Below are 26,762 nucleotides of genomic sequence, written 5' to 3' on the forward strand. Positions count from 1 at the left end.
TGGTTTTAACCAAATATTTTGCATAAATGCGAAAATACTTCTTTCCCTTGGTTGTATTCTTTCTTTCACTTACATTTTTAACGGCCCAAAAGAAACAGATTACCCTTGAGGAAATCTGGGGCGGTGCGTTTCGGACAGAACGTATGGATGTCTTGCGCTCAATGAAAGATGGCGACCATTATACGGTGTTGAATTTCAACCGAAACCCACGCAGCAGCTCATTGGACAAATATGATTACCGAACACTTGAAAAAGTGGAAACCTTGGTCACTTCTTCAGAAGAGGTGCCGTTTTTTTCATCTTATGAGTTTAGCGATGATGAGTCAAAGCTGATCTTGGCCACAGATGTAGAATCGATTTTTCGACGTTCGAAACAGGGAATCTATTATGTCTATGATCTAACTGCCAAAACGTTGACCAAGATTTCTGAGAACTTGATTCAAGAACCCGAACTGTCACCAGATGGTTCGAAGGTCGCCTATGCTTTTGATAACAACCTCTATTTGTTCGACGTGGCAAAAGGGGAAACCAAACAAATAACGACTGACGGAAAAAAGGGAAGCATTATCAATGGTATTACCGATTGGGTGTATGAAGAAGAATTTGCGTTCGTTCAGGCCTTTGAATGGAATTCAGATGGCAGTAAAATAGCTTTCTTGCGGTTTGATGAGACCCATGTGCCACATTTTTCGATGGATGTTTATGGTACGGACCTATACCCCTTTCAACACGAATTCAAATATCCTAAAGCGGGAGAGGAAAATGCCTTGGTCTCACTGCATATGTATGATGTGGGTTCTGGCGCTATAGCTGATATCGATTTGGGAGATGCCTACTACATCCCGAGGATCAAATGGATGAACAACCCTAACCATCTCAGTGTACAGACCATCAACCGCCATCAGAACCATTTAAAATTGCACAAAGTCGATACTGAAGATGTAGTCACATTGCTGCTTGAAGAAAAAGACGAAGCCTATGTCGATATACACGATAACCTCACTTTCTTAAAGAACGACGGCTTTATTTGGACCAGCGAACGCGATGGGTTCAACCATCTGTACCTATACAACAATGACGGTAAACTAAAGAACCAAATTACCAAAGGCCCTTGGGAAGTCACCGCATACTATGGCTATGACGCCAATAAAGACCGTATCTATTACCAATCGGTAGAGAATGGCTCAATCAATCGTGACGTTTATGGTATCGGTAGTTCTGGTAAAAAGAAAAAAAGGCTGACGGGGCAAGAGGGCACCAATACGGCCGATTTCAGTGCAGATTATACCTATTTTATCAATACGTTTTCGAATGCGACAACAGCCCCTGAATTTACATTGCACAGGGCTGCCGACGGTAAATTGGTCAAAAAAATTAAGGACAATTCGGCTTTGGCCGAAAAGTTGAAGGGGTATGAAATGGCACCTAAAGAATTTTCGACCATCAACGTCAGTGGTAACGACTTGAACATGTATATGATCAAACCAATTGATTTTGACCCCAACAAGAAGTATCCATTACTCATGTTCCAATATAGCGGGCCCGGTTCGCAACAGGTGGCCAATCGTTGGATGGGCGCTAACGATTACTGGCATCAACTATTGGCTTCAGAAGGCTATATCATTGCATGTGTCGATGGGCGGGGCACGGGGCTCAAAGGGCGCGATTTTAAAAAGGCCACTTATCTCAATTTGGTGAAATATGAGACTGAAGACCAGATTGCCGCTGCCAAAAAACTGAGTGAACTGCCCTATATCGATGAAGAACGTACCGGCATCTGGGGATGGAGCTTTGGCGGGCACATGAGCACCAATTGTTTGTTAAAGGGCAACGATACCTTTGAAATGGCCATTGCCGTGGCACCCGTTACCAGTTGGCGGTTCTACGATACCATCTATACAGAACGGTTTATGCGTACCCCGCAAGAGAATCCCGAAGGGTACGACAACGAATCTCCTTTTAACTATCCTGAATTGTTGAAAGGTAAATATCTCTTGGTACACGGTTCAGGCGATGACAACGTACATGTTCAGAACACCATGCGTATGATAGAGGCCCTCGTACAGGCCAACAAGCAATTTGACTGGGCCATTTACCCCGACAAGAACCATGGCATATATGGAGGCAACACACGTCTTCACCTGTTCACTAAAATGACGAAATTCATAAAAGAAAATTTATAACCAACTACGAAAACTTATGGCAGCGATTGATAAACCAGCACATCAAAAAGAACTTTTTGGACATCCGGTAGGGCTTTATGTTCTTTTCTTTACCGAAATGTGGGAACGCTTTTCCTATTACGGAATGCGGGCCATTTTGGTACTGTACCTCGTCACACAGACCACAGACCTGAACCCGGGTCTGGGATGGACGAACAAGGAAGCTCTCGTACTTTATGGTTGGTACACCATGTTGGTCTATGTGGCATCAATTCCTGGGGGAATAATAGCCGATAGAATCTTGGGCCAAAAAAAGGCCGTGATCGTGGGTGCCATTTTATTGGTGATAGGGCATAGTGTTCTCGCCATTGAACAAATGTGGGCCTTTTATACCGGTCTTGGTTTCATTATTGCCGGTGTGGGGATGCTAAAGCCCAATATCTCGACCATGGTAGGGGGGTTGTATAAAACAGGGGACATTAGAAGAGACAAGGGTTTCACCATTTTTTATATCGGTATTAACGTAGGTGCCTTTTTATCAAGTTTGATAGTCGGCTATGTAGGTGAGGTCTACGGCTGGCATTACGGATTCGGATTGGCAGGTATATGTATGTTCTTTGGCTTGATCCAATTCATATTTGGCCAAAAGTACCTAAAAGGTGTCGGGGAGTATTTAGGGAAATCGGATAAGGAAGAAGACCGGGAAGCTTTAAAGAGGCCGCTTACCAAAATTGAAAAAGACAGGGTAATCGTGCTCATTCTTTCTTTCTTGATGGTCATCGTATTTTTTGGAGCGTTCGAGCAGGCCGGAGGGTTGATGAACATTTATGCCAAAGACTATACCAATAGAATGTTGATGGGTTGGGAAGTGCCGGCCTCATGGTTCCAATCGTTGAATGCATTTTTCATTATCACCTTGGGTACGGCGGTCGCAACCTTTTGGGCCAATCGTAAACTAAAAGGGAAAGAAGCCTCTTCACTGTTCAAAATGATAATGGGATTGATCATAATGGGTACCGGATTTTTGTTCATGACCGCGGCTACGGCAGAATATCAGAGCTCAGGTTCATCGGCCATGTACTGGTTGGTACTTGCCTATTTGTTCCATACAGTGGGTGAATTGAGTCTTTCACCCGTTTCTTTGTCATTTGTCACCAAATTGGCCCCAGCAAAATATGCATCGTTAATGATGGGCCTATATTTCGCCACCACAGGATTGGGCAATAAAGTGGCTGGGCTTCTAGGAGAATCTGCATCAGAATTTGGAGAATATGCCGTGTTCACGGGCATTGCACTGTTCTGTATACTCTTTGGCCTACTGATCTGGGCATTCATCAAAAAATTAAAGGCCCTGACCCATGGTGCTGAAGACAATGAACGAAAAATGACAACGGAGGAACTCACCTAGAAGCTAACTTCAGTTTTTTGTCAGGTCATAAAAATATGCTCCCTTTTCACCTGTATGGTGAAAGGGGATTTTTCTTTTCAGGCAGGTTTGCCGCCAACGGGCAACATGACCATTGTAGTTGCTGCCGTCTGCAATGATTTGTACCGGTTTCAGGCTATCGATCAGTCGCTCTAGGTTTATTCGGGGCGATTGGGTAATCAAGAGGTAGTCGGTTTGTTTGGGATAAACACCAAGACTGTCCATCACATAGAGCATTTTATTGCCAAGATGATAGCTGTTTTGCATTAGAAGCGAGCTGACCGAATCAATACGTTCACCGACAACATAATCGGTAACGATGCGATTTTTTGCTTCCTTTCCCGTTGCGGAATAAATGACCACAACGTCACCTTTGTGGTGTAGTATCATTGAATTTTTGGTTTGATGGGCGACTAAAAGTGATTCCTTTTCCTTATGCCGTGTCGTTTGAACGATGACCCATACTTGAAAAAGAATGACACTGCTGCCCAAGGCCATGATATTTTTGAACTTCGGTCTTGTTAAAGTGAAAACCAGGGCAAAAATAATGACGTAGGCGAGCAGCATCTGAACAACATCGAAAGAGATGTTGGTGAACAAAAAGGTTTCTTGTTGGGCCACAAAACCGATGATGGTGTTCATTCCCTTGATAATAGTATTATAACCCGTAACAAGTATTGGGGGCAACGCATTCAACAAAGCAAGGGCAATGACAAGCATTCCACCGCCCAGGATCACGCCCAAAAAAGGAACGACCACAAGATTTGAGATAAAGAACAAAGCCGGAAATTGATGAAAATGGAAAAGGCTCAACGGCAATACCCCCAATTGGGCGGCCACACTGACGGAGACCAATTGCCAAACTCTTTTGGGGAGAAAACCTTTCGGCTCCCAAAAACGCTGAAGTTTTGGGTAGAGCCAAACAATGGCAAAAACGGCTGCATAACTCATTTGAAAACCTACTTGAAAAAGAAAGAGCGGCTTAAAGAGCAAAATGAAGAACATTGACCATACAATGGTGTTGAACGTGTTGGTCGGTCGGTTCAATTGCATGGCGTAGGCCACAAACGAGAACATGGTCACCGCCCTGACGATTGAGGGTGAAAGTCCTGCAACAAAGGCAAAACCCCATAAGCATACCAAAATTGTGACCAATTTTAAAGTCTTGCCATGGGGAAGTGACTCCAGGGGAGTCAATAGCAACTGTAGAAGCAAAAGCAAAATACCTATGTGCAGTCCTGAAATGGCCAAAATATGTACGGCCCCTGCATTTTTATAGTTGTCATAGGTTTCTCCAGAGAGCTCACTGCGTTCACCCAATAACAGCGCTTGCATTACCGAGACCTCATCACTGCCAAAATCATGTTGCTTGAGCTTTGAAATGATTTTCTGTCTGAGGTTTTGGGCAAGGCCGTATACTGTCGTTGTTTGTCTTTCGAATTGAACCAGTTGCCCTGAACCGATTCTCAATTCATGAAAAATGCCCTGTTTCCTCAAATAATCCCTGTAATCGAATTGATGGGGGTTCAGAGGGGGGTTGATAGTGTTGAGCTTGCCATAGGCGACAAATTCGTCATCTACATAAAGCCTTTTTGGTATGGTTTCCCTTGAAATGTTCACCACAATTGTACCCCTTGCCGGGTTCTGGTCAATTTGTATGATCTCTGCCAAATAGCGATACGAAAAACCAGTGTGCTTCAGTGGCTCTGAAATTCTTGCCCTGAACGTATGGTACGATGTGATTTCTTGCCCAAGATAGCCTTGTGCCTGGTTTTTTGGATGGGTGAAACCAACAACCATGATACCCAAAGAAATAGTGCCCAATACGACCACTATTGCAAAAATGGAAAATACCCGACCCCGTCTTTTTCGAATGTTCAGGCCCAACAAAATCAGAAGGACACAAAAGACTATAAAAAAAGGTTTTGGAGGTATCTCAAGATAAAAACCCAAGATTATTCCAAAGACAAGGCCCAAAGTGAGTCTGACCGAGACCAATTGAAAGAACCCCATCACAATACGCGGGTGGCTTTCACGAAAGCATAGTTCCAATAGCCATCGCGAAGAGACGAAATGATAACGCCCCTTGAGCTGGTAGAATGTATGAATTTAATATCACCACCATCAACATCGACCACTAGGCCCACATGGTTGATTCGCTTGCCCCGTTTTCGGGTCTTAAAGAACAAAAGATCCCCTTTTCTAACTTTTCCAACCTTTATCTTTCGCCCCTCATTGGCCATTTCATATGAAATACGTGGGAATTCGATGCCGTGTTCCTTAAAAGAAATGTAGAGTAATCCAGAGCAGTCCATGCCTTTTCGTGTAGTACCTCCAAATTTGTAGCGCACCCCTGAAAAGGTCATGGCCGTGGCAATGATCCGTTCCGCTTTTTCATCGACTACGATTTCTGGCTTACTTTCCTCGTCTGAAGGCAAATGGTCTGATTCATTGGCTTCAACCGAGACCGTTCTTTTTTTGCCATACGTTGTCTTTTTCTTGACGACACCACAGCCAATGAACAAAAGCAAAGAAAAAAAGAGGAAGATTTTTTTTGTCATCCAAGAAAGTAACGGTTTCTTGGATGTTAAAATTACATATTTTCAAGAATTAACGAAGCAGCTCTGTCACTGGCACCTCCTCCTCCCAATTTCCTTCTCAAGGTTTCATAGTCTGAAAGCATCTGATTACGTAGGGGGCCATCGAGTATTTTTGTAAGCTCGGTTTTGAGGTTTTTGGTAGTTAGTCCACCCTGGATCAGTTCTTTCACCACTTCTTTGTCCATAATCAAATTCACCAAAGAAATATGGTCGAGGGTAATAATGCGTTTTGCGATTTGGTATGAAATCCAATTGCCCTTGTAGCAGACCACTTGTGGCACCTTGAAGAGTGCGGTTTCCAATGTTGCGGTACCACTGGTCACCAAAGCTGCATGGGCGTTGTGCAAAAGCGGGTAGGTCTGGTTTGAAACGAACGAAACAGAATTGTTCAGAAAGCTTTTGTAAAAGGTTTCATCAAGGCTTGGCGCCCCTGCGATCACAAATTGATATTCTTGAAAGTCTCTGGTGATAGAGAGCATGACCTTGAGCATTTTTTCCACTTCCTGTTTACGGCTTCCGGGCAACAGGGCTATAATGGGTTTCTGTGGATGGAGACCGTTCTGCCCTCGAAATGCCTCTTGATCGAGAAGTTCAGTGTTCTCGATGGCATCGATCAAGGGATGACCCACAAAATCAACCGGGTAACCATGCTTCTTTTCATAGAAATCCTTTTCAAAAGGAAGAATCACGTACATATGGTCGATGTCTCTCTTGATGGCAGCGATACGGCTTTCACGAGAGGCCCAGATCTGGGGAGAAATGTAGTAATTGGTCTTGAAGCCTTTCCGTTTCGCCCATTTTGCAATACGAAGGTTGAAACCTGAAAAATCGATGAAAATGATGACATCAGGTTTGAAGGCCTCAATATCTTTTTTGCAGTAGCTGATATTGGCAATGATACTGGGTATGTTGGCGACCACTTCCAAAAATCCCATGAAGGCCATTTCTTTATAGTGTTTGGCCAGTTCACCGCCTGCCTTTTGCATCAAATCGCCGCCAAAGCACCGAATATTTGCCTTACTGTCCTTTTTTTTTAAGGCCTTGATAAGATTGGATCCGTGCAGATCACCAGAAGCCTCACCAGCTATGATATAGTATTTCATAGTCAGAAGATTTTGTAGAACAGAATGATCAGGGCCGTCAATAGGGTGGCAATCATGACACCCCTTGCCCGCAGGTCCCTTTTTATGCGAAGAAATCCAAAAAAGGCCACCAAATTCAAAATGGCACCCAGTGCGAGAAGGCTTCCCAAGTGATCTTGGACCACAGCGGTCTTCAAGGTCTCGGCGACTCCCATGTTTGAAAAGAGCAGAATATAGAGTAGTGTTCCAAAGGTATTGGCAATGATGCCCACGACAAAACCGATGATGATTTCTTTATTTCTCATTCAATGTCCAATTATTCAATTGTGGTATGGCATGGTGCGCAGTAAGGTCGAATTGGGTAGGTACGATCGATATAAATCCGTTGGCCAGTGCCCATTCGTCGGTATCTTGCCCTTTGTCCAAAAGCTCAAATTCACCGGTCAACCAGTAGTATTCCTTGCCTGATGGGCTGGTTCGCTTGTCAAATTTTTCCTTCCAGTTTGCCCGTGCCTGTCGGCAAACTTTGATGCCATTGGGCAAAGTGCCGTTTGTTTTCGGAATGTTCACATTGAGCACCGTACCTTTTGGAATGCCATTTTTCAGTGTTTCTGAGACAATCTTTTTGACAAACTTCAATGAGGGCTGAAAATCGGCGTCCCATCCATAGTCACAAAGCGAAAAACCAATGGCGGGCACACCCTCGATACCGGCTTCTATGGCTGCACTCATGGTGCCCGAGTAAATGACATTGATAGATGAATTCGAACCGTGGTTTATGCCGCTTACGCAGATATCGGGCCTACGGTCCAACAACTCTTGTAACGCCAATTTTACACAATCTGCCGGGGTACCGCTACAACTATATTCTGCCGGGGCACCATTTTCTTTATCGACGACCATTCGTGTAGAATAGAGCGTATTGTCAATGGTTATGGCATGGCCCATACCTGATTGGGGACTGTCTGGAGCAACCACTACGACATCGCCGATCTCTTTCATCACAACGATTAAGGCCCTGAGCCCAGGTGCTGTAATGCCGTCATCATTGGTCACAAGAATCAAGGGTTTTTCCATCGGGCATACTTAACTGGGCAAAAATACGTTTTTCAAAAGGATAAGGTGGGTATGGCGTTTAACAAAAAATTAAATGCGGTACCAAATACTGGCATGGTTTTTTCAGTATCTTAGAGAATTGGAAGAAGTACTAATGTAGAGGGATTTACGAAAGACCTGTGGAAATGAGGAAGTATCTCCCACCTAAAAACATATTTATGAAAAAGAATTTCACATTGGCCCTCTTGGTTATTCTCGTTGCGGTCGCTTCTTGTAGCTTTACCAATAAGTCGTTTGAGACCAATGATAAAGATAAGCTCTTGTTGGATTTGATAACCTATGTGCTTGAAAAGGGCCATTATGAACCCAAAGACATCAATGATACGTTCTCTTCGAATGTTTTTGATGACTTTATCGATATCATTGACCCCACGAAACGTTACTTTCTACAGAGCGATATCGATGGGTTCGAGCAATACCGGTTTCAAATCGATGACCAAATCAAGAACACTGACATCACCTTCTTTAATTTGGTCTATCAACGTTTGATGAAACGTATGGGTGAGGCCAAGGAAATCTACAAGGAAATTCTGGCTGAATCTTTTGATTATAATGTTGAGGAAAGTATCAATATCGACTATAGGGAAGAATCTTTTGCAGCCAATAAAAAAGAACTGAAAGAGCGTTGGCGAAAGCAGTTGAAATATAATACGCTTGGTGTCTTTGACAATAAGATAGCCGATTTGCGCCAAGCGGCAGGTTATAGCAAAGATGGCTCTGAAGATATTGTAGGTGTAGATGTTGGTTCAACTACAAAGAGCATTAAGGTACCCAATACCGAAAGCTTGGGAGACATGACCATAGCGGAAGTAGAGGTAGATGCGAGAGAAACCACAAAGAAAACACTCGATGAGTTTTTTGATTTTGTCGATGATCTTGAGCGAAAAGATTGGTTCGTTCAGTACGTGAACACCATTGTTGACGAGTTTGACCCACACACGTTTTATTTTGCCCCTGATGAGAAAGATAAATTTGACATCAGTATGTCGGGCAAATTTGAAGGTATTGGTGCCCGGCTACAAAAAAAGCCAGAAGGCGCACGAATTGTGGAGATTATTTCTGGAGGACCGGTATGGAGAGAACAGAGTCTTGAAGTGGGTGATGAAATCATAAAAGTGGGCCAAGAGAATGAAGAGCCGATCGATATTGTGGGTATGAGGCTTGATGATGCCATCAAGTTGATAAAGGGTCCAAAGGGGACAGTGGTGAATTTGACCGTTCGTCGTGTAGATGGTACCATAGAAATGATTTCGGTAACCAGAGATGTCGTGGTTTTAGAAGAGTCATATGCCAAATCGGCAACGGTCATAAAAGACGATTTGAAGTATGGTATCATTCATTTGCCCAAATTTTATGTTGATTTTGAGGATTATTCTGAAAGAAATGCTGCTACAGACGTTGCCAAAGAAGTTGAGCGATTGAAAGAAGAGGGTGTTGAAGGCCTTATTTTAGATTTACGCGACAATGGTGGTGGATCGCTGAAAACCGTTGTTGAAATGGCGGGCTTGTTCATCAAAGATGGCCCTATTGTACAGGTAAGGTCATCTGGCCAGCGCAAAGAAGTTCATGAAGACAAAGATGAGCGCATTCAATGGGATGGCCCCTTGGTGATATTGGTCAATGAGTTGTCGGCATCTGCCTCAGAGATTTTGGCTGCGGCCATGCAAGATTATAAGCGTGCCATTGTAATCGGTAGCAAGCAAACCTTTGGCAAGGGAACGGTTCAGAATGTGATTCCTTTAGATAATATTGTCAGAAGCAACGAACATGGTGATTTGGGCGCAATCAAACTGACCACCCAGAAATTTTACCGTATCAATGGCGGTTCTACCCAGTTAGAGGGCGTTAAAAGCGATATTGTGGTGCCAGACAGGTACAGCTATATTGACTTAGGAGAGAAAGATCAAGAAAATCCACTGGGGTGGGATAAGATTACCCCTGCTGATTATGAAATTTGGAATGGTTACATTGATTTTGAGACGGCCGTATCAAACAGTAAGGAAAGATTGGCCAACAATCCTCAGGTCAAATTGATCGAAGAGAATGCCAAATGGTTGAAAGAGCAACAAGACGAGACTTTGATCTCCCTTAATTATAGTGCTTATAAGACCCAAGAAGAAAGGGCAAAAGAGAAATCCAACTATTTCAAAAGCTTGAGGGATTATGATTCAAAGTTGACCTTTAACTCATTGAGATATGAAACGGAGCTGTTCACCAAAGATTCTGTTTTGAGAGAAAAGCGCAACCGTTGGCACAAAGAGCTGGCAAAAGATGTCTATGTCGAAGAAGCCGTGAACGTTTTGAAAGATTTGAAAATGAACAATTTCAAGGGCAGCAATACAAAGTTGGCCAGTGTGAAAGGATAAAAATTCCCTAAAAAATTTTAAGGCCCCGACGTAAACGTTGGGGTTTTTTTTGCCCTATGGCAGGAAAATAAAAATAAAATGCAACCGTATCTTTGGAGCAAATTTTCCTATGAGCAGAAAAGCCGTTTATACACTCTTATTGATTATTTGTATTATCGGTTTTTGGCTGTTTGAAAACTTTTATACCCCGGCGCCCTATTCTCCCAAAAAAGAAAGTACACCTAGCCTTCCTTTTGAAGAACAATTTTTGCCCAGTTCGTCTTTGGACCAGCTGGTGGAACACCAAAACTATATGCTCTCGTACAGTGAGCCATACGAACAGGCCGAATGGGTAGCTTACCGGCTATTGAAAGAGCACCTTACCTATGATGATAGGGAGCGGCCCTACTTTGTTGAAGACCCCAAGGTAAGAACAAAATCAGCAGATTGGCGCAATTATAAAGGTTCAGGTTACGACCGGGGCCATTTATGCCCCGCGGGTGATAGACGGTTTTCAGAGCAAGCCTACAACGAAACATTCTATACCAGTAACATTGCCCCGCAGAAAAAAGATTTTAATGCCGGGGTTTGGAACCGACTGGAGCAACAGGTGCGATATTGGGGCAAAAGATATGGTGAACTCAATGTCATAACGGGGGGTGTTCTCGAACCTGGATTAAAGGAGATAGGCGATGAGGGAGTCGATGTGCCCCAATATTTCTATAAGGTTGTCTTTCGTGAGGATGGTAATGAATTACATGTGCTGGCTTTTTTGCTCCCACATGCTGAGACAACTGCCAAATTGAACACATTTGTGGTTGCTTTGGACAGTCTTGAAAGCGTTACCGGAATCGATTTTTTTGAGAAAATGCCGGAGCAGTTTCAAAGTAGAATTGAAAGGAATATCGACACTTCGCCTTGGCCGTTTTCAAATACCTTCCCGTAAACGGTTTGAATCGAGTTTTAGAAAGATAAAGAGCAATAGGGTAAAGAAAACCATGCCCGATCCACCATAGCTGAAAAAGGGAAGCGGGATACCGATGGTGGGCAAAAGCCCGATGACCATACCAATGTTTATGGCATAGTGTATAAAAAGGATGGAAATGACCCCATAGCCAAACATTCGCCCAAAGGTGTTTTTTTGTCTTTCTGCAAGACCGATCAAACGAAGAAAGAAAAAGGAAAAAATCAAGATGACCGCAGCCGTGCCGATGAACCCCCATTCTTCACCCACTGAGCTGAAAATATAATCGGTATGTTGTTCGGGCACAAAATCTCCTTTTGTTCGGGTGCCCTCTAAAAAACCTTTTCCAAAGAAACCTCCAGACTCAATGGCCTTTTCAGACTGGTAGGTATTGTAACCGATGGTCTTTCGTATTTGATCTAACTTGTTCTCATCTTTTTCCAATCCCAGCCAGAGGGCGAAGCGGTCACGGTGGCGCTGCTCGAATACGTTCTCAAAAACAAAGTTGACCGATAGTGAGAAGAGTACCGAAATGATTAACGTAATGCTAAGGGGCAGGACAGGAATCTTAACCGAAGGTTTTTTAAAGAGAAACACCAAAGTGAGCAAGAGAACCAGGCCTATTGCGACCCATACGGTGCCATACATCAAGGTAGCGGCAAAAAGAACCACTAAAACAATCGGGATCAAAAAATAATATAGGGGCAATCCTTCCCTGAAAAGAACAAAAAACAATGAAGAAAATATCAGGGCACTTCCTGGATCGGGTTGGGGCAGTATCAATAAAGCGGGCACCAAAATAATCAGTGCCGCATATAGCTGATGCTTTCTGTTTTTGATATCAGTTTGAATATCACTGAGATATTTGGCAAGGGCAAGTGCTGTCGTGACTTTTGCCAACTCTGAAGGCTGCAGGTTAAAAAACCCCAAATCATACCAAGAGGTTGCCCCGGCTATAGTCTTTCCAAAAAGAAACAGACCGAGCAACAAAACCAATGAGATCAAGTAAAAGATACTTGCAAACCGTTCAAAAAATCCACTTTCGACAAAAAACACCAAAAAGGCAACGATTAGACTGAATATGATGAAAAACAGCTGTTTGCCATAAAGGGTCGAAAAATCAAAAATAGAGGTGTGATCCTCCCCTAAAGTAGTTGAGTAAATATTGATCCAACCGGTAAATACTAAAAGAACATAAAAGAAAACCGTGAGCCAGTCTAATCTTCTCAGTACATTCTTACCAGACATACTCGTTTATCTTGAAAGGTTCACCGCTATACGGCTTGACATACTCATGCTCCAAGGTTTTTTCAAGCATTTTTTTCTCTAGGTCCTTACGGGTGATTTTCCTTTTAATGTACTTTTCGATCAGAAGCGAGGCAATATGACCTGCATATCGTGCCCCATAGTAGCCATTTTCAATGTAGACGGCAAGGGCAATCTTAGGATTTTCAACTGGGGCAAAGGCTACAAAAACAGAGTGATCGGTAAGTTGCACCCGTTCACCGTCAATTCTCGTGAAGTTTTCTACCGTTCCTGTTTTTCCGGCAATTTCGATATCGGGTATTCGTATCCATTTTGCTGTGCCATACTTATAGACATTGGCCATGCCTTCAATGACAGGATCGAAGTGCTCTCTATCGATGGTTGTGTAACGTCTTTCGGTGAATCTTGGATCAATGCTGCCCGAAGCACCTATTTTTTTGATGATATGAGGGGTGTAATAATAACCTTTGTTGGCAATGGCAGCGGTCATATTGGCCAATTGCAATGGCGTAGCGGCCACTTCGCCCTGACCGATAGAATTTGAAATAATGGTTGATGATGCCCATCGGTTATCACCATACCACTTATCGTAGTATTCCTTGCCCGGAATTCTACCTGGTCTTCCGGTCGGCAAATCGGTACCTAAATAGTTGCCCAGCCCAAAGCTTTTAACGTGTTTTTCCCAAACATCCATGCCCTCATCGGTGGTGGCGAATTTGCCATATATTTTTCGAAAAGTACCAGCAAAATAAGCGTTGCACGAACGAAAAATACCAGAATTCATGTCCCTGATTCCACCACCACAGTGGCATCCCCTTTTTTTGTTGCCCACATAAAAACCATTATAACAGGTGAATTTGGTCTCAGAATCTATAACCCCTTCTTGAAGGGCGACCAATGCATTGAGGGTCTTGAAAGGCGATCCAGGAGAAGGTTCTGCCAAAATGGAACGATCCCAAGTAGGTTTTGAAATGGTATCGTAGTGTAACTTGGTATAGTTGGCAGAGCGCTTACGGCCCACTAAAAGAGAGGGGTCGTAGGTAGGCCCTGATATCATGCTCAATATCTCACCTGAACTGGGCTCGATGGCCACAATACCCCCTCGTTTGCCATGCATCAACCGTTCACCATACTCTTGCAACTCCTTGTCAATCGTAATGTGCAATTCTTTAGCAAGTTCTGGCAGGGTATCAAGCTTTCCATCCTTGTACGGGCCAATGTCTCTGTTGAAACGGTCTTTTTGAATATATTTTACACCTTTTCTTCCCCTTAAGACATCTTCATATTGTTTTTCAATGCCTGTTCGCCCCATAAGCTCACCCGCCTCGTAGTAAGGGTTTTTTTTCAAGTCGTACTCGCTCACCTCACTGATATAGCCCAAAACATTGGCTGCGCTATTCGTGGCATAGTAGCGCAATGATCGTTTCTGGATGTAAAATCCAGTAAATCTTCTCATTTTTTCTTGTAGCTTGGCATAATCTTCTTTTGACAATTGGGGTACCAAAACCGAAGGCAATCTTGGTGAATAACGCTTAGCTTTCAGCATTCTATCGATAAAGGTCTGTTTATCGATATCTAAAAGTCCGCAGAACTCTAAGGTGTCCAATGGTTTTACCTCTCGCGGGATGACCATCACATCGTAGGCCGGTTGGTTACCGACAAAGAGTTCACCGTTACGGTCATAGATATAGCCCCGTTCAGGATAATCGTATATGGCCTTTATCGCAGGATCTTCCAAAATCTGATTCGGTGAGAACCTGAACAATTGCAGATACGATAGCCTGCCCAAATAGGTGATGCCTATGATGATGATGATCGACGAGAGCAGTAACTTTTTCATAGTGATTCTTCAGCGAAAGAGTTATTTGGCCTTAACCTTGATATAAGAACGCTACAACAGTCATTTTATTCAGTCTTTACAGTAAAAAGAGAACTGAGCAAGACACAGACAAAAATGGTCAAGATGCTGGTGAGCAAAACTTTCTTCAAAAGTAATAGGATATGCGATAAACTTAAAATTTCTAGCGTGAAGAATACCAAATGGTGTGTAAGTACCAACAATGCTAAAAATGTAATACGCTGTATACGAGTGGTATTATTAAAGGTAAAGGTTTGAAATTCATAGTTTACTCCGAAACAAAATCGCATGATCACGGGTCTGGCGTAGGCAATGGTAAGTGTAGAAAAGGCATGTAGGGCCAACGTATCTGAAAATATATCTACCGATAGGCCCAATAGAAAACTGGCAAGAAGAAAAATAGCCCTGTTTTCGCGAATCGGGTACCAATACAAAAAGATAATGTAGACCATCGGATTTATCGAACCAAAAAAGTTCAAATGGTTGAAGACAAGCACTTGGGCCAAAACCAAGAGAACGAATCGAACAATATTTATGGCTATTATATTATTGAGCATCGTTTGTCTGGGATTCCAATTCTAAAATTTCGGGCCGGTCAAAATTCTCAATGACATATATATATCCAATATTGGCCATATCATTGAAAAGGGAGACTTCAATATCATAGAAACTTTGAGCGGTGTTCAATTCGTATTTTTTGATAGTGCCGATAGGAATGCCCTCAGGAAAGATACTCGACATACCCCCAGTAATGATGGTGTCGCCCACCACAAGGGGCACCAACCGTGGAATGTCGGTTAATTGCACTGCATCATAATAATCTCCGTCCCATACCAAAGAGCCAAAGTAGTTGGTGTTCTTGACCTTTGCATTGATGTTCGACTTGATATTGAGTATGCTTTGAACGGTCGAATGGCTGTTCGAAGTGTTCTCGACAATGCCCAAGATTCCCTGTGAGGTAATGACACCCATGTCTTGGTTTACCCCTTGGTTTTTACCTATGTCGATGGTAACATAATTACGCAGTGAGGTATAACTATTTTTAATCACTTTTCCCCGAATTACTTTGTAGTTTATTTGTGTGGAATCCAAAGGTTCCCCGTAAGACTGTTCTTGATTGAAAAGAAGTTGTCGCAATGCCCTGTTTTCTTCTGACAACTTTTCGTTTTCGTTTCTCAGGTCAAAATAGGAAGAAATATTATTGGAGATTCTGTAGGTGTTGGCCGTCAACCATTTTGATGAGTTGAAGAACTTTGATTGATGGTACGAATGTGAGCGAACGGTCAATGCAATGGCAACCAATCCTAAAAAAGCATATAGAAATGAATTTCTATAGCGCAAAATGAAATTGATGATCTGTTGCATTCAACTCTGTCTTTATCGCCCCGTTTCAGACATGAATGCCTGAGAGCCTACTTGATTAAAATGCTTTTGTAGCGTTCAAGGTTTTTGAGGGCAATGCCGGTACCCCTTACAACGGCACGAAGCGGGTCTTCGGCAATATAAACGGGCAGGTCTGTTTTTTGGGAAAGCCTGCGGTCAAGCCCCCTCAGCATTGAACCGCCCCCGGCCAAATAAATTCCTGTGTTATATATGTCGGCCGCCAATTCAGGTGGGGTCTGTGAAAGCGTCTCCATAACGGCATCTTCGACACGCAAAATACTTTTGTCAAGGGCCTTGGCAATTTCGCGGTATGATATGGAAACTTGCTTTGGTTTTCCGGTCAAAAGATCACGGCCTTGTATTTGCTTATCCTCTGGAGGTGATTTTAAATCTTCTATGGCCGATCCTATTTCTATCTTGATGGCCTCGGCGGTACTTTCACCCACATACAAATTGTGCTGGGTGCGCATATAGTATATAATATCATTGGTGAAAACGTCACCCGCAATCTTGACCGATTTGTCGCAGACGATCCCTCCCAAGGCAATAACGGCTATCTCTGTGGTACCACCCCCAATGTCAACGATCATATTGCCTTTGGGCTGCATAATATCCAAACCGATACCTATAGCGGCGGCCATGGGCTCGTGTATTAGATAGACCTCTTTGCCATTTACCCGCTCTGCAGATTCGCGAACGGCCCGCATCTCAACCTCTGTGATGCCCGAAGGAATACAAATCACCATTCGAAGCGCTGGTGGAAACCACTTTTTCTTCAACGCCGGAATATTTTTGATGAACATGTTGATCATCTTTTCAGAAGCGTCAAAGTCTGCGATGACCCCATCTTTGAGCGGGCGTATGGTCTTGATGTTCTCATGTGTCTTGCCCTGCATCATACTGGCCTCGCGACCCACGGCTATGATTTTGCCCGATATTCGGTCACGCGCTACAATTGACGGACTGTCAACCACCACTTTGTCTAAATGTATGATGAGGGTGTTTGCGGTACCGAGGTCAATGGCAATCTCCTCGGTCATGAAATCAAAGAATCCCATAAGCGTTAATCAGGTTTATCGGCAAATGTAGCAAAATTAATGCTTAAAATGACGTGTGCCCGTCATGACCATGGCCATGCCATTTTGATTGCAATAATCAATGCTCAATTCGTCTTTTATAGAACCACCAGGTTGTATTACAGCTGTGATGCCCGCCTTATGTGCAATCTCAACACAGTCGGGAAATGGAAAAAATGCATCGCTTGCCATTACCGCACCCTCGAGTTGAAAATCAAATGATTTTGCTTTGTGCACGGCTTGGTTCAATGCATCGACACGTGAGGTCTGTCCCGTGCCGCTTGCACACAATTGTTTGTTCTTGGCCAAGACGATAGTGTTGCTTTTGGTGTGCTTGCACAATTTCGAGGCAAAGATGAGGTCTTCCAATTCTTCGGAGCTAGGTGTTTTGTCTGTGACGGTTTTTACATCAGCAAGGGAATCTGTTTTGAAATCCTTGTCCTGCACCAACATGCCGTTGAGACAGGTTCTTACCAATGTTTGGGGAAGTTCCACTTCTTTTTGTATGAGCAAAATGCGGTTCTTTTTCCCTTTGAGGATTTTCAATGCTTCATCACCGTAGCTTGGGGCAATGACCACTTCGCAGAACAATTTGTGAATTTCCTCAGCAGTGTCTTTGTCTATCTCGCGGTTACTGATCAAAATTCCCCCAAAAGCGGAAACGGGATCACCGGCCAATGCATCGATATAGGCCTGTTTGGTGGTATCTCGTGTGGCCAGGCCACAGGCGTTGTTGTGCTTCAATATGGCAAAGGTGGGATTGTCGTTTTTGAATTCTTCCATCAGATTGACGGCAGCATCAACGTCCAATAGATTGTTGTAAGAAAGCTCTTTGCCATGCAGTTGGTCGAACATGGTGTCAAAATCGCCAAAGAAAAATCCTTTTTGGTGTGGATTCTCGCCATAACGGAGCACTTTTCCTTGGGTCTCACTGATTTTCAATGCCGCCAACTTTTGGTCTTTATTGAAATAATTGAAAATAGCTGAATCATAATGTGACGAAATGTTGAAGGCTTTGGCAGCAAAACGTTTTCGTTGCGCTAAGGTAGTGGTGCCGTTTTCTTCAGAAATGATTTCGAGAAATTCTGCATAATCTTCCATGGACGACACACAGAATACATCTCTATAGTTTTTGGCCGCGGCACGAATAAGTGAAATGCCGCCAATATCGATCTTTTCGATGATGTCTTGTTCTGAAGCGCCACTCGCTACCGTTTTTTCGAAGGGATAAAGATCTACGATGACAATATCTAACTGTGGAATGTCGAATTCTTCCATTTGTACTACATCGCCTTCATGGTCTTGTCGGTTCAAGATGCCCCCAAACACTTTTGGGTGCAAGGTTTTGACGCGCCCGCCCAAAATGGAGGGATAGCTCGTGACATCCTCGACCGCGATGACCTCAATGCCAAAGTCTCTGATAAATTTTTCTGTGCCTCCCGTAGAGTACAGGGTAACCCCCAGTTCATCAAGTTTTTTTACGATAGGTTCGAGACCATCTTTATGAAAAACGGAAATAAGCGCCGAAATGGCTTTTTTGTTGGTGTCCATGGTAATATGCTGCATGAAAATAAAGCACCAAATTTACCTTTTTTAGAGCGATGAATCGAAATGGATTATCAACAAAAGGGGGTAAGTTTTAAAGAATCTCGGCCACTTTTTGGTTGACCCATTCTAAAAAGCGTTCGTCTTCTTGGGTAAAAGGGTCGGGAGTGTTTGAATCGATGTCGATTTGGCCGATATTCTCGCCATTTTTGAACAGGGGCACCACAATCTCAGATTTAACGGTCAAACTGCAAGCGATATAATTGTCTTGGGCCGATACGTCAGGTACCACAAAATTTTCATTGCTCACCGCTACTTGCCCACATATTCCTTTTCCAAAGGGAATGATGGTATGGTCGGTCGGTTCACCTGCATAAGGGCCCAATTTCAATTCACGTCTATCACCATTTTTGAAATAGAAGCCGACCCAGTCATAATAGGTAACATTATCACGGAGCAAGTTGCAGATATCTTGCATTTTTTTGGTAGCATTGTCACCGTTATCGTCAAGAATTTCGTTGATTGATTTACGAATCGTATCAAACATATTGAATCGGAATATAGAACTGTAAAAGTCGAGTAAATAGACAAAACTTACAACTTGCCAATTGCCAAAATTTGGTTAATGGGCTTGTGCTTTTATAGCTAAAAACCAATATTTTGTAAATTTGTTCCGTGAAATCGCTCGCACATAAGATTTTCGCCACGACAATGGCACTCATGCTATTGCTATCGACCGTTTCGTGGACAGTCGATAAGCATCTTTGCATGGGCCGTGTGATGGATGTTTCCTTTTTTGTCGAAGCCGAGGACTGTGGCATGGAGATGGCCGGCCAATTCTTGGATGCTGACAAACATCATTGTTGCGATGACGAGACCTTTACCATTGAAGGGCAAGATGATTTAAAATTGACATGGGATGACCTGCAATTGGAGCAACAGGTTTTTTGGGTCGCTTTTGCCCAGTCGTATTATCATCTGTTCATCGATTTAGGGGAACCACCTGTTCCTTTCACACAATATCCACCTCCCTTACTGGTACAAGATTTAAATATTTTGCACGAGGTTTTCCTGATTTGATCGTACGTGACTTTTATTGATTTTCAGAAGTGGAAGCTTCTTGTTCATGTACAATTAAATCAAATTCAAAATGAAAATACTCAAATGGCTTTTCGCCATATTTTTACTGAACGGCTTACTGTTATCGGCCCAAGAAAAAATTGAGGGCATGGTAATGGAGGCCAATGACGAAAACAAGCATATTGGCCTTGCCGGTGCCAATGTGTACTGGTTGAATTCCCCTATCGGAACGATTACCGACCAAAAGGGCCTTTTTTCAATTCCCTATAGCAAAGAATACAATAAATTGGTCATCAGCTATGTGGGCTTTAAAACAGATACACTGACCATAGATGAACCCAAAATGGTGCACCATTGGCTGAAGCCCTCAAACCAATTGGATGAGGTGGTGGTGCAAAAAGAGCGCGATGCAGTGCAGAAGGCCTATTTTTCTGCCCAGAACGTGGTCACGATCAATAGTGCAGAATTGTTGAAGGCGGCTTGTTGTAACCTTTCAGAAAGCTTTGAGACCAATCCGGCAATCGATGTGAACTTCAATGATGCGCTGACGGGCACCAAACAAATTCAGATGTTGGGGTTGACCAGCCCCTATCTTTTGATAACCCAAGAGAACATTCCGATGGTCAGGGGAGCCTCCCAGACGTATGGATTGACCTTTACCCCTGGCACCTGGATAGAGAGTATTCAAATCACCAAAGGTGCGGGTAGTGTAGTCAATGGTTACGAGAGTATCTCTGGGCAGATCAATACTGAGCTGGTGAAACCCTTTACCGACACACCCATTTTTGTGAACGGTTATGCGAATCTAAACGGTAGGTTAGAACTGAATACCCACCTCAACCATAAGCTTTCAGATAAATGGAGCACGGGCCTTTACCTTCATGGTAATCAGCGCACCGTAGAGGTTGATATGAATGACGACGGATTTTTGGATGTACCGCTCTCAAATCAGATCAATGTACAGAATCGATGGCAATACCAAAATGTTGAAAAGGGATGGGTGAGCTTTTTGAACGTACGCTTCTTGAACGACGAAAAACAAGTGGGCCAAGAGAATTTCGATCCTGGTACAGATAGGTTCACTACGAATTCTTGGGGTAGCGAAATCAACACCAAGCGTTTTGATTCATCGATGAAACTGGGCTATGTATTTCCAGAATTACCCTTTCAGAGCTTTGGCTTTCAAGCGTCTTACAGTAATCATAGACAAGATTCGTACTATGGTTTCAATGTGTATGATATTGACCATGAGAGCCTGTATTCGAACTTGATTTTCAACTCTATCATCAACAACACCAAGCATAAGTTCAAAGCCGGACTTAATCTGACGTATGATGGGTATGATGAAGTGGTCAACGAGAATAATTTCTCACGGGTCGATAAATCTGCAGGTGCTTTTTTTGAATATAACTACGATGATCTAGAAAGGGTGAATTTGACCGCTGGTCTTCGTTTTGATACCCATAACCGCTTGGGCAATTTCTTTACCCCGAGGTTTCACATACGCTATACCCCTTGGGAACGGGGAAGCCTGAGAGGGTCTTTCGGCCTTGGCAGAAGGGCGGCGAATATTTTTGCCGAGAATCAGCAGCTGTTTGCCTCTTCAAGGGCCATTCAGCTTTTTGGCAATGGGGGCAACATCTATGGTTTTGATGCCGAGAAAGCAATGAACTTTGGTGTAAGCTTTTTACAGGGTTTTACGCTCTTTGAAAGGCTTGGCAATTTTTCAGTGGATTTTTACCGAACCGATTTTGAGAATCAGGTAGTCGTCGACTGGGAGAATTCGAGGGAAATAGCTTTCTATAACCTCGAAGGGGAAAGTTATGCCAATAGCCTTCAAATAGAACTGAATTACGAATTGCTTCCGAAGCTAGAGCTGCGAACAGCGTACAAATACTATGATGTAAAAACCGATTATCAAACCGGCTTGCTGCAAAGGCCCTTACAGGCCCAGAACCGATATTTTGCGAATTTGGGATACAACACCGAGGTCAAGGAAAATGGCGCTCAATGGCGTTTTGATTATACGTTGCATACTTTGGGCCGACAGCGGTTGCCAAATACCGCATCAAATGCTGTTGAATTTCAACTTGGAGATTTTGCCGATGGGTATAGCTTGATGAATGCCCAAGTGACCAAGGTCTTTTCAAAAAAGTTTGAAGTATATCTCGGGGGTGAGAATTTGACTAATTTTAGACAAGGAAATCCTGTTTTGGGCGCAGAAGACCCTTTTGGCCCTAATTTTGATACTACCATTGTATTTGCACCTATTTTGGGTCGAATGGTCTATGCAGGATTTAGATTTAAATCGTGAAATTAAAAATTATCTGACATGAAAAATAGTATACTGATTTTGACCTTTTTAGCTGTTTCCTTTGCGGGATATGCGCAAGAAAAGAACAAGAAAATGGCCTTTGAGGTCGATGGCAAGTGTGACATGTGCAAAAATCGAATCGAGAAGGCCGCTTTAGGTGTCGACGGGGTGAAATATGCAGTTTGGGATATTCCCACCCATCAACTTTCTTTGGTGGTCGATGAACGAAAGACCAATGCCATGGAAATCAAGTCGGCATTGGTAGCGGTCGGCCATGACACCAAAGAATTGAAGGCCACCCAAGAGGCGTATGATAATATTCATCCATGCTGTAGATATCGTGAAAACAGTACTGATGATAGTGGCAAGCACCGGTGATGAGACATGTCTATTCGGTTAAGGGAATGACCTGTGAAGGCTGTGCCTCATCTGTAAAAGAGAAGCTTTCAAAAGTAGATGGGGTGCTATCGGTTGAGGTTGATTTAGAGAAGGCAGAGGCCGAAATCACCATGCACGACCATGTGCCGATCCAGAAACTGAAGCATGCCCTTATTGAAAAATATACACTTGATGAAAAGGAAGATCACCATGTTGAGATGCCCTTGCCACAAAAAAAGTCAAAGTTAAGGCAGCTTCAACCACTATTCTTGATTTTTGCTTACCTGTTTGTGGCTTCTTTCTTGTTGAACTATAAAGAGTGGAACATTGGGGAGGCGATGCTCGACTTCATGGGGTTGTTCTATATTGTTTTTAGTTTCTTCAAGTTTTTGGATTTAAAGGGATTTCCAGAGAGTTTTAGAATGTATGACCCCTTGGCGAAAGCGATTCCGGCATACGGTTGGGCTTATCCGTTCTTGGAACTGGCACTTGGACTTATGTTTTTGATGCGATACAATATTGAGGTGGCACTGATCGCCACGATCGTACTTTTGGGCATTACCACTTATGGTGTCTCCAAAGCCTTGCTCGATAAAAAAAGCATACGTTGTGCCTGTTTGGGCACAGCCCTCAACCTGCCCATGACCGAGGCGACCTTTATTGAAAATGCCATTATGTTGGTTATGGCGGTTTCTATGTTGGCCATGTTTTGAGGAAAAAAGGGTTCCCAGCAGGTTCAATAAAAAAATCCCATTTCTAGAACTCTAGAAATGGGATTCAATTATTTGGTCAATGCACGAACAAGCTTAATCAAAGCTTGATCGTGTTGTAAACTACATCATTCCGGGCATGCCACCGCCACCTGGCATTACTGGAGCTGGATTATCTTCCTTGATATCTGTCAAGGCACATTCAGTGGTCAAAATCATTCCGGCGACCGAAGCGGCATTTTCCAAAGCGATTCGGGTTACTTTGGTCGGGTCGATGATACCGGCTTTCATCATCTCTACATATTTACTTGCCTTGGCATCGTATCCGAAGTCACCCTTGCCTTCCATTACTTTGGCAACGACCACAGAGCCCTCGCCACCAGCATTTTCAACAATGGTTCTCAATGGAGATTCGATGGCCCGCGCCACGATTTGTAAGCCAGTGGCTTCGTCTTCGTTATCAGTATCGACTTTTGAAAGCAAAGATTTGGCACGTACCAATGCCACACCACCGCCGGCGACAATGCCTTCTTCGACGGCAGCCCTTGTGGCATGCAAAGCATCATCTACACGGTCTTTCTTTTCTTTCATCTCAACCTCAGAAGCGGCACCGACGTACAGTACGGCAACACCACCGGCCAATTTGGCCAAACGCTCTTGAAGTTTTTCTTTGTCATAATCAGAAGTGGTCGTCTCGATTTGAGATTTGATTTGGTTGACTCGGGTCTTGATATTTTTGGCAGCACCAGATCCGTTCACCAAAGTGGTATTGTCTTTGTCAATGGACACTTTTTCACAAGAGCCCAACATATCAATGGTGGCGTTCTCTAAAGAAAATCCTCTTTCTTCAGAAATTACGGTACCGTTGGTCAAAATGGCAATATCTTCTAACATCGCCTTTCTGCGGTCACCAAAACCAGGGGCCTTAACGGCAGCGATTTTCAGAGAACCTCTCAATTTGTTCACTACCAAAGTGGCCAATGCTTCACCATCAACGTCTTCGGCAATGATCAACAAGGGTTTTCCCGATTGGGCCACAGGCTCCAATACAGGAAGTAGGTCTTTCATTGCAGAAATCTTCTTGTCGAAAAGCAAGATGTACGGGTTGTCCAATTCTGCGACCATTTTTTCAGAGTCGGTCACAAAATATGGTGAGAGATAACCCCGATCGAACTGCATACCCTCAACGACATCGACATAGGTGTCGGTGCCTTTGGCCTCTTCAACGGTGATAACACCTTCTTTGCCCACTTTTTCGAAGGCCTGTGCGATCAGGTCACCAATGGTTTCATCGTTGTTGGCGGAGATGGCGGCCACTTGTTTGATTTTTTCCATTGAATCGCCTACTTTCTTTGACTGCTTGGCCAAGTTTGCCACCACTGCATCTACGGCCTTATCAATACCTCTTTTGAGGTCCATTGGGTTGGCTCCTGCGGCTACGTTTTTCAAACCTTCCTTGACAATGGCCTGTGCAAGAACCGTTGCCGTGGTCGTTCCGTCACCAGCAAGATCATTGGTTTTAGAGGCAACCTCTTTTACCATTTGGGCACCCATATTTTCGAGTGCATTCTCCAACTCGATCTCTTTGGCCACCGTCACCCCATCTTTGGTGACTTGGGGTGCGCCGAATGATTTGGTGATGATAACGTTTCTTCCCTTAGGGCCCAACGTTACCTTTACCGCATTGGCCAGGGCGTCAACACCTTTCTTGAGACCATCGCGTGCGTCAATATCGTATGTTATATCTTTTGCCATTTTCTATAGTTGATTTTCTGGTTATACAATTGCTAAAATGTCACTTTCGCGCATCATGAGATAATCGACGCCGTCAAGTTTCAATTCCGTCCCGGAGTATTTGCCATAGAGTACGGTATCTCCGTTTTTTACGGTCATTTTTTCATCTTTGGTGCCAGGGCCCACGGCAATCACCTTTCCTTTTTGGGGTTTTTCTTTGGCAGTGTCGGGAATGATGATACCCGAAGCAGTCTTGGTCTCGGCGGCCATTGGCTCTATGAGAACTCTGTCTGCCAATGGTTTGATGTTAACTTTAGCCATATTTCTATTTTTTAGGTATTAGTTTTTAAAAATCTTCATTGTTATTGGCAGAAATTGTGCCACGGCACAAAAACTGACATTCTGTTAAAACTAAAATGCCAGCTTGTCATTTAAGCTGGCACTTATACTAAAAATTGTCATACTGAACTATTGGATGGTATCCAATGGATTTGTTCCCGAACCATTGGCCGGTGTCTCTTCAGGTACTTCTTCAGGAACCGTTTCAGGTATAGTGGTCTCAATATCATCACCATCTAAAAGTTTAGAATCGGCTTGTCCATAGCTTCCCTTAAGGGCTACATTTGAAAGCAGGATCAAAACAATCAGCAGCGTGGCCAAGGTCCATGTGCTTTTATCCAAAAAATCACCCGTTTTCTTGACCCCTCCAACAATTTGGCTGCCGCCACCTCCAAAGGAAGAAGAGAGCCCTCCACCTTTCGGATTTTGTACCATGATGACCAAGACCAGTAAAAGGCAGACCAATATGATCAATACCAAAAATATTGTAAATGTGCCCATAACACTATTCTTTGTTTTCTTCACGCAGTCTTTTCACTGCTCGAATTCGGTCTGCAAAGAAACCACTTTTTTCCGGATATTTCAAACTCAAGATATTGTAGGCCTGAATGGCCTTTTTGTACTTTTTCTGCTCTAAATAAACCTTGGCCAAAGTCTCGGTCATCAACTCGTTTTTATCTAGCTTGACCGAATCTTTGATATCGATTTTGGATGCCTCGGATTCTTTGGGAACAATCTTGGGGTTTGATTCGATAAACTTATCAAGAAGTTCAAACTTTTTCTTTCTTTCAGATGCTTCAGCAACTTGTTCCCGTCTAATCGGCTTTTGGGAAGCCAATTGCAGCCACTCCATAAAAGAATGCTTTTCGCCTTTGGTAAAAGACAACGGTTTTCCCATGTCAAGTTGGCCGCCATCGCTATCTGGAACCTCTTCAGAATTTTCTTTTTGTTCTGCGGTCTTGAACAGGGCCGGATTCAATATCTGCTCTGCATCTTTTACATTTTGTGGCAAAGGAGCCTCTTGTGTTTCAGGAACCAATGTTTCAATCTGAGGATTGGGCTCTACTTCTTCTGCCGTTACTTCGCTGTCATTGATATCGGCAGTTCTGCCCACGAGCGTATCGGCAATCTGATGTTGCAAAAAGTCATTGCTGGTTATATAATCGAACAATACCTCCCTATCAGCTGTTTGTGCAGCTGTAAATTTTAGGGCATTGTTGTACTTATAGCTTTTTAATTGGTTCAAACCCTTCAAATGCAGGGCGCGTGCAGCTTGAAAATAAGGGTATTCATCCAAGATTTCTTCAAGCTCCCGGGTTTGTCTGGGCGATAAGATTGTTCCTGATTTTTGAAGGAGCTCTATGAAGTCTTGTACGTTCATGGA

General features: G+C 43.4%; 24 protein-coding genes. 8 read left to right on the plus strand and 16 right to left on the minus strand.

The window, feature by feature from the left end:
* The first annotated feature begins 26 nt into the window (after positions 1-26).
* Positions 27-2,183: a S9 family peptidase gene (locus L0P89_RS10005; RefSeq protein ID WP_235264963.1), complete on the plus strand. Its 2,157-nt coding sequence runs from the start codon at positions 27-29 to the stop codon at positions 2,181-2,183.
* Between the two features lie 16 nt (positions 2,184-2,199).
* Positions 2,200-3,570, plus strand: a complete 1,371-nt coding sequence (locus L0P89_RS10010) for a peptide MFS transporter (RefSeq protein WP_235264964.1) — start codon at positions 2,200-2,202, stop codon at positions 3,568-3,570.
* Positions 3,571-3,579: 9 nt separating this feature from the next.
* Here L0P89_RS10010 and L0P89_RS10015 read toward each other — a convergent pair whose 3' ends face one another.
* From L0P89_RS10015 to surE, 5 genes are read right to left on the minus strand one after another with little or no spacing between them, the layout of a single operon-like run.
* Positions 3,580-5,601 (minus strand): ComEC/Rec2 family competence protein, encoded by a 2,022-nt coding sequence (locus tag L0P89_RS10015; protein WP_235264965.1) that lies wholly within the window; start codon positions 5,599-5,601, stop codon positions 3,580-3,582.
* Positions 5,601-6,149 (minus strand): C40 family peptidase, encoded by a 549-nt coding sequence (locus tag L0P89_RS10020; RefSeq protein WP_235264966.1) that lies wholly within the window; start codon positions 6,147-6,149, stop codon positions 5,601-5,603. The genes L0P89_RS10015 and L0P89_RS10020 overlap by 1 nt, the downstream gene beginning before the upstream one ends.
* A gap of 32 nt (positions 6,150-6,181) precedes the next feature.
* Complete coding sequence (gene lpxB / locus L0P89_RS10025; protein ID WP_235264967.1) at positions 6,182-7,291, minus strand: lipid-A-disaccharide synthase; 1,110 nt, start codon at positions 7,289-7,291, stop codon at positions 6,182-6,184.
* A gap of 2 nt (positions 7,292-7,293) precedes the next feature.
* Complete coding sequence (locus tag L0P89_RS10030) at positions 7,294-7,575, minus strand: hypothetical protein (RefSeq protein WP_235264968.1); 282 nt, start codon at positions 7,573-7,575, stop codon at positions 7,294-7,296.
* A complete protein-coding gene (surE, locus tag L0P89_RS10035) occupies positions 7,565-8,347 on the minus strand; it encodes a 5'/3'-nucleotidase SurE (RefSeq protein WP_235264969.1) in 783 nt (260 codons plus the stop codon). Before surE ends, L0P89_RS10030 begins: the two co-directional genes overlap by 11 nt.
* Before the next feature lie 197 nt (positions 8,348-8,544).
* On the opposite strand from surE, the gene L0P89_RS10040 reads away from it, so the two are divergent.
* Together L0P89_RS10040 and L0P89_RS10045 are read left to right on the plus strand one after the other, a co-directional pair.
* Positions 8,545-10,752: a carboxy terminal-processing peptidase gene (locus tag L0P89_RS10040; protein ID WP_235264970.1), complete on the plus strand. Its 2,208-nt coding sequence runs from the start codon at positions 8,545-8,547 to the stop codon at positions 10,750-10,752.
* A gap of 109 nt (positions 10,753-10,861) precedes the next feature.
* Positions 10,862-11,677 (plus strand): DNA/RNA non-specific endonuclease, encoded by an 816-nt coding sequence (locus L0P89_RS10045; protein WP_235264971.1) that lies wholly within the window; start codon positions 10,862-10,864, stop codon positions 11,675-11,677.
* On the opposite strand, the gene rodA is transcribed toward L0P89_RS10045, so the two are convergent.
* The 7 genes from rodA to L0P89_RS10080 form a co-directional block, all read right to left on the minus strand.
* On the minus strand, positions 11,660-12,943 hold the full coding sequence (gene rodA, locus L0P89_RS10050) for a rod shape-determining protein RodA (protein WP_235264972.1): 1,284 nt from the start codon (positions 12,941-12,943) through the stop codon (positions 11,660-11,662). The genes L0P89_RS10045 and rodA overlap by 18 nt on opposite strands.
* Positions 12,933-14,801, minus strand: a complete 1,869-nt coding sequence (locus L0P89_RS10055; protein ID WP_235264973.1) for a penicillin-binding protein 2 — start codon at positions 14,799-14,801, stop codon at positions 12,933-12,935. The genes rodA and L0P89_RS10055 overlap by 11 nt, the downstream gene beginning before the upstream one ends.
* A 65-nt stretch (positions 14,802-14,866) precedes the next feature.
* Entirely contained in the window at positions 14,867-15,376 is a 510-nt protein-coding gene (locus L0P89_RS10060) for a rod shape-determining protein MreD (RefSeq protein WP_235264974.1), read from the minus strand.
* Positions 15,366-16,184 (minus strand): rod shape-determining protein MreC, encoded by an 819-nt coding sequence (gene mreC, locus L0P89_RS10065; protein ID WP_235264975.1) that lies wholly within the window; start codon positions 16,182-16,184, stop codon positions 15,366-15,368. The genes L0P89_RS10060 and mreC overlap by 11 nt, the downstream gene beginning before the upstream one ends.
* A gap of 47 nt (positions 16,185-16,231) precedes the next feature.
* Positions 16,232-17,260: a rod shape-determining protein gene (locus L0P89_RS10070; RefSeq protein ID WP_235264976.1), complete on the minus strand. Its 1,029-nt coding sequence runs from the start codon at positions 17,258-17,260 to the stop codon at positions 16,232-16,234.
* A gap of 36 nt (positions 17,261-17,296) precedes the next feature.
* Positions 17,297-18,829: a bifunctional phosphoribosylaminoimidazolecarboxamide formyltransferase/IMP cyclohydrolase gene (purH, locus tag L0P89_RS10075; protein ID WP_235268023.1), complete on the minus strand. Its 1,533-nt coding sequence runs from the start codon at positions 18,827-18,829 to the stop codon at positions 17,297-17,299.
* A gap of 88 nt (positions 18,830-18,917) precedes the next feature.
* The gene (locus L0P89_RS10080; protein WP_235264977.1) at positions 18,918-19,370 is read right to left on the minus strand and encodes a GAF domain-containing protein; all 453 of its coding nucleotides are present in this window, start codon (positions 19,368-19,370) and stop codon (positions 18,918-18,920) included.
* A gap of 128 nt (positions 19,371-19,498) precedes the next feature.
* Here L0P89_RS10080 and L0P89_RS10085 point away from each other — a divergent pair, with 128 nt between their 5' ends.
* The 4 genes from L0P89_RS10085 to L0P89_RS10100 all read left to right on the plus strand — a co-directional run bounded on the left by L0P89_RS10085 (position 19,499) and on the right by L0P89_RS10100 (position 23,308).
* On the plus strand, positions 19,499-19,903 hold the full coding sequence (locus L0P89_RS10085) for an HYC_CC_PP family protein (protein WP_235264978.1): 405 nt from the start codon (positions 19,499-19,501) through the stop codon (positions 19,901-19,903).
* A 70-nt stretch (positions 19,904-19,973) separates the two neighbouring features.
* Positions 19,974-22,217 carry a TonB-dependent receptor gene (locus L0P89_RS10090; RefSeq protein ID WP_235264979.1) on the plus strand — a complete coding sequence of 748 codons (2,244 nt, stop codon included), beginning with the start codon at positions 19,974-19,976 and terminating at the stop codon, positions 22,215-22,217.
* An 18-nt stretch (positions 22,218-22,235) separates the two neighbouring features.
* A complete protein-coding gene (locus tag L0P89_RS10095; RefSeq protein ID WP_235264980.1) occupies positions 22,236-22,595 on the plus strand; it encodes a heavy-metal-associated domain-containing protein in 360 nt (119 codons plus the stop codon).
* Positions 22,595-23,308, plus strand: coding sequence for a heavy metal translocating P-type ATPase (locus tag L0P89_RS10100; RefSeq protein ID WP_235264981.1), 714 nt, complete (start codon positions 22,595-22,597; stop codon positions 23,306-23,308). The genes L0P89_RS10095 and L0P89_RS10100 overlap by 1 nt, the downstream gene beginning before the upstream one ends.
* A gap of 120 nt (positions 23,309-23,428) precedes the next feature.
* Here L0P89_RS10100 and groL read toward each other — a convergent pair whose 3' ends face one another.
* The 4 genes from groL to L0P89_RS10120 form a co-directional block, all read right to left on the minus strand.
* Complete coding sequence (groL, locus tag L0P89_RS10105) at positions 23,429-25,060, minus strand: chaperonin GroEL (protein ID WP_235264982.1); 1,632 nt, start codon at positions 25,058-25,060, stop codon at positions 23,429-23,431.
* A 21-nt stretch (positions 25,061-25,081) separates the two neighbouring features.
* Complete coding sequence (groES, locus tag L0P89_RS10110) at positions 25,082-25,360, minus strand: co-chaperone GroES (RefSeq protein WP_235264983.1); 279 nt, start codon at positions 25,358-25,360, stop codon at positions 25,082-25,084.
* Between the two features lie 147 nt (positions 25,361-25,507).
* The gene (gene secG, locus L0P89_RS10115; RefSeq protein ID WP_235264984.1) at positions 25,508-25,879 is read right to left on the minus strand and encodes a preprotein translocase subunit SecG; all 372 of its coding nucleotides are present in this window, start codon (positions 25,877-25,879) and stop codon (positions 25,508-25,510) included.
* Positions 25,880-25,883: 4 nt separating this feature from the next.
* Positions 25,884-26,759 carry a hypothetical protein gene (locus tag L0P89_RS10120; protein ID WP_235264985.1) on the minus strand — a complete coding sequence of 292 codons (876 nt, stop codon included), beginning with the start codon at positions 26,757-26,759 and terminating at the stop codon, positions 25,884-25,886.
* Between the last annotated feature and the right edge of the window lie 3 nt (positions 26,760-26,762).

The sequence above is a fragment of the Muricauda sp. SCSIO 65647 genome, assembly GCF_021534965.1.
GTDB lineage: Bacteria > Bacteroidota > Bacteroidia > Flavobacteriales > Flavobacteriaceae > Flagellimonas_A.

Coding starts and splice junctions, on each gene's coding strand:
- secG (WP_235264984.1), bottom strand. CDS start 25,879: ATGGGCACATTTACAATATTTTTGGTATTGATCATATTGGTCTGCCTT.
- L0P89_RS10015 (WP_235264965.1), bottom strand. CDS start 5,601: ATGGGGTTCTTTCAATTGGTCTCGGTCAGACTCACTTTGGGCCTTGTC.
- L0P89_RS10120 (WP_235264985.1), bottom strand. CDS start 26,759: ATGAACGTACAAGACTTCATAGAGCTCCTTCAAAAATCAGGAACAATC.
- L0P89_RS10070 (WP_235264976.1), bottom strand. CDS start 17,260: ATGGGATTCTTTGATTTCATGACCGAGGAGATTGCCATTGACCTCGGT.
- purH (WP_235268023.1), bottom strand. CDS start 18,829: ATGGACACCAACAAAAAAGCCATTTCGGCGCTTATTTCCGTTTTTCAT.
- L0P89_RS10010 (WP_235264964.1), top strand. CDS start 2,200: ATGGCAGCGATTGATAAACCAGCACATCAAAAAGAACTTTTTGGACAT.
- L0P89_RS10100 (WP_235264981.1), top strand. CDS start 22,595: ATGAGACATGTCTATTCGGTTAAGGGAATGACCTGTGAAGGCTGTGCC.
- rodA (WP_235264972.1), bottom strand. CDS start 12,943: ATGTCTGGTAAGAATGTACTGAGAAGATTAGACTGGCTCACGGTTTTC.
- L0P89_RS10080 (WP_235264977.1), bottom strand. CDS start 19,370: ATGTTTGATACGATTCGTAAATCAATCAACGAAATTCTTGACGATAAC.
- L0P89_RS10090 (WP_235264979.1), top strand. CDS start 19,974: ATGAAAATACTCAAATGGCTTTTCGCCATATTTTTACTGAACGGCTTA.
- groL (WP_235264982.1), bottom strand. CDS start 25,060: ATGGCAAAAGATATAACATACGATATTGACGCACGCGATGGTCTCAAG.
- L0P89_RS10005 (WP_235264963.1), top strand. CDS start 27: ATGCGAAAATACTTCTTTCCCTTGGTTGTATTCTTTCTTTCACTTACA.
- groES (WP_235264983.1), bottom strand. CDS start 25,360: ATGGCTAAAGTTAACATCAAACCATTGGCAGACAGAGTTCTCATAGAG.
- L0P89_RS10045 (WP_235264971.1), top strand. CDS start 10,862: ATGAGCAGAAAAGCCGTTTATACACTCTTATTGATTATTTGTATTATC.
- L0P89_RS10095 (WP_235264980.1), top strand. CDS start 22,236: ATGAAAAATAGTATACTGATTTTGACCTTTTTAGCTGTTTCCTTTGCG.
- L0P89_RS10030 (WP_235264968.1), bottom strand. CDS start 7,575: ATGAGAAATAAAGAAATCATCATCGGTTTTGTCGTGGGCATCATTGCC.
- L0P89_RS10060 (WP_235264974.1), bottom strand. CDS start 15,376: ATGCTCAATAATATAATAGCCATAAATATTGTTCGATTCGTTCTCTTG.
- L0P89_RS10020 (WP_235264966.1), bottom strand. CDS start 6,149: ATGACAAAAAAAATCTTCCTCTTTTTTTCTTTGCTTTTGTTCATTGGC.
- L0P89_RS10040 (WP_235264970.1), top strand. CDS start 8,545: ATGAAAAAGAATTTCACATTGGCCCTCTTGGTTATTCTCGTTGCGGTC.
- surE (WP_235264969.1), bottom strand. CDS start 8,347: ATGGAAAAACCCTTGATTCTTGTGACCAATGATGACGGCATTACAGCA.
- lpxB (WP_235264967.1), bottom strand. CDS start 7,291: ATGAAATACTATATCATAGCTGGTGAGGCTTCTGGTGATCTGCACGGA.
- mreC (WP_235264975.1), bottom strand. CDS start 16,184: ATGCAACAGATCATCAATTTCATTTTGCGCTATAGAAATTCATTTCTA.
- L0P89_RS10055 (WP_235264973.1), bottom strand. CDS start 14,801: ATGAAAAAGTTACTGCTCTCGTCGATCATCATCATCATAGGCATCACC.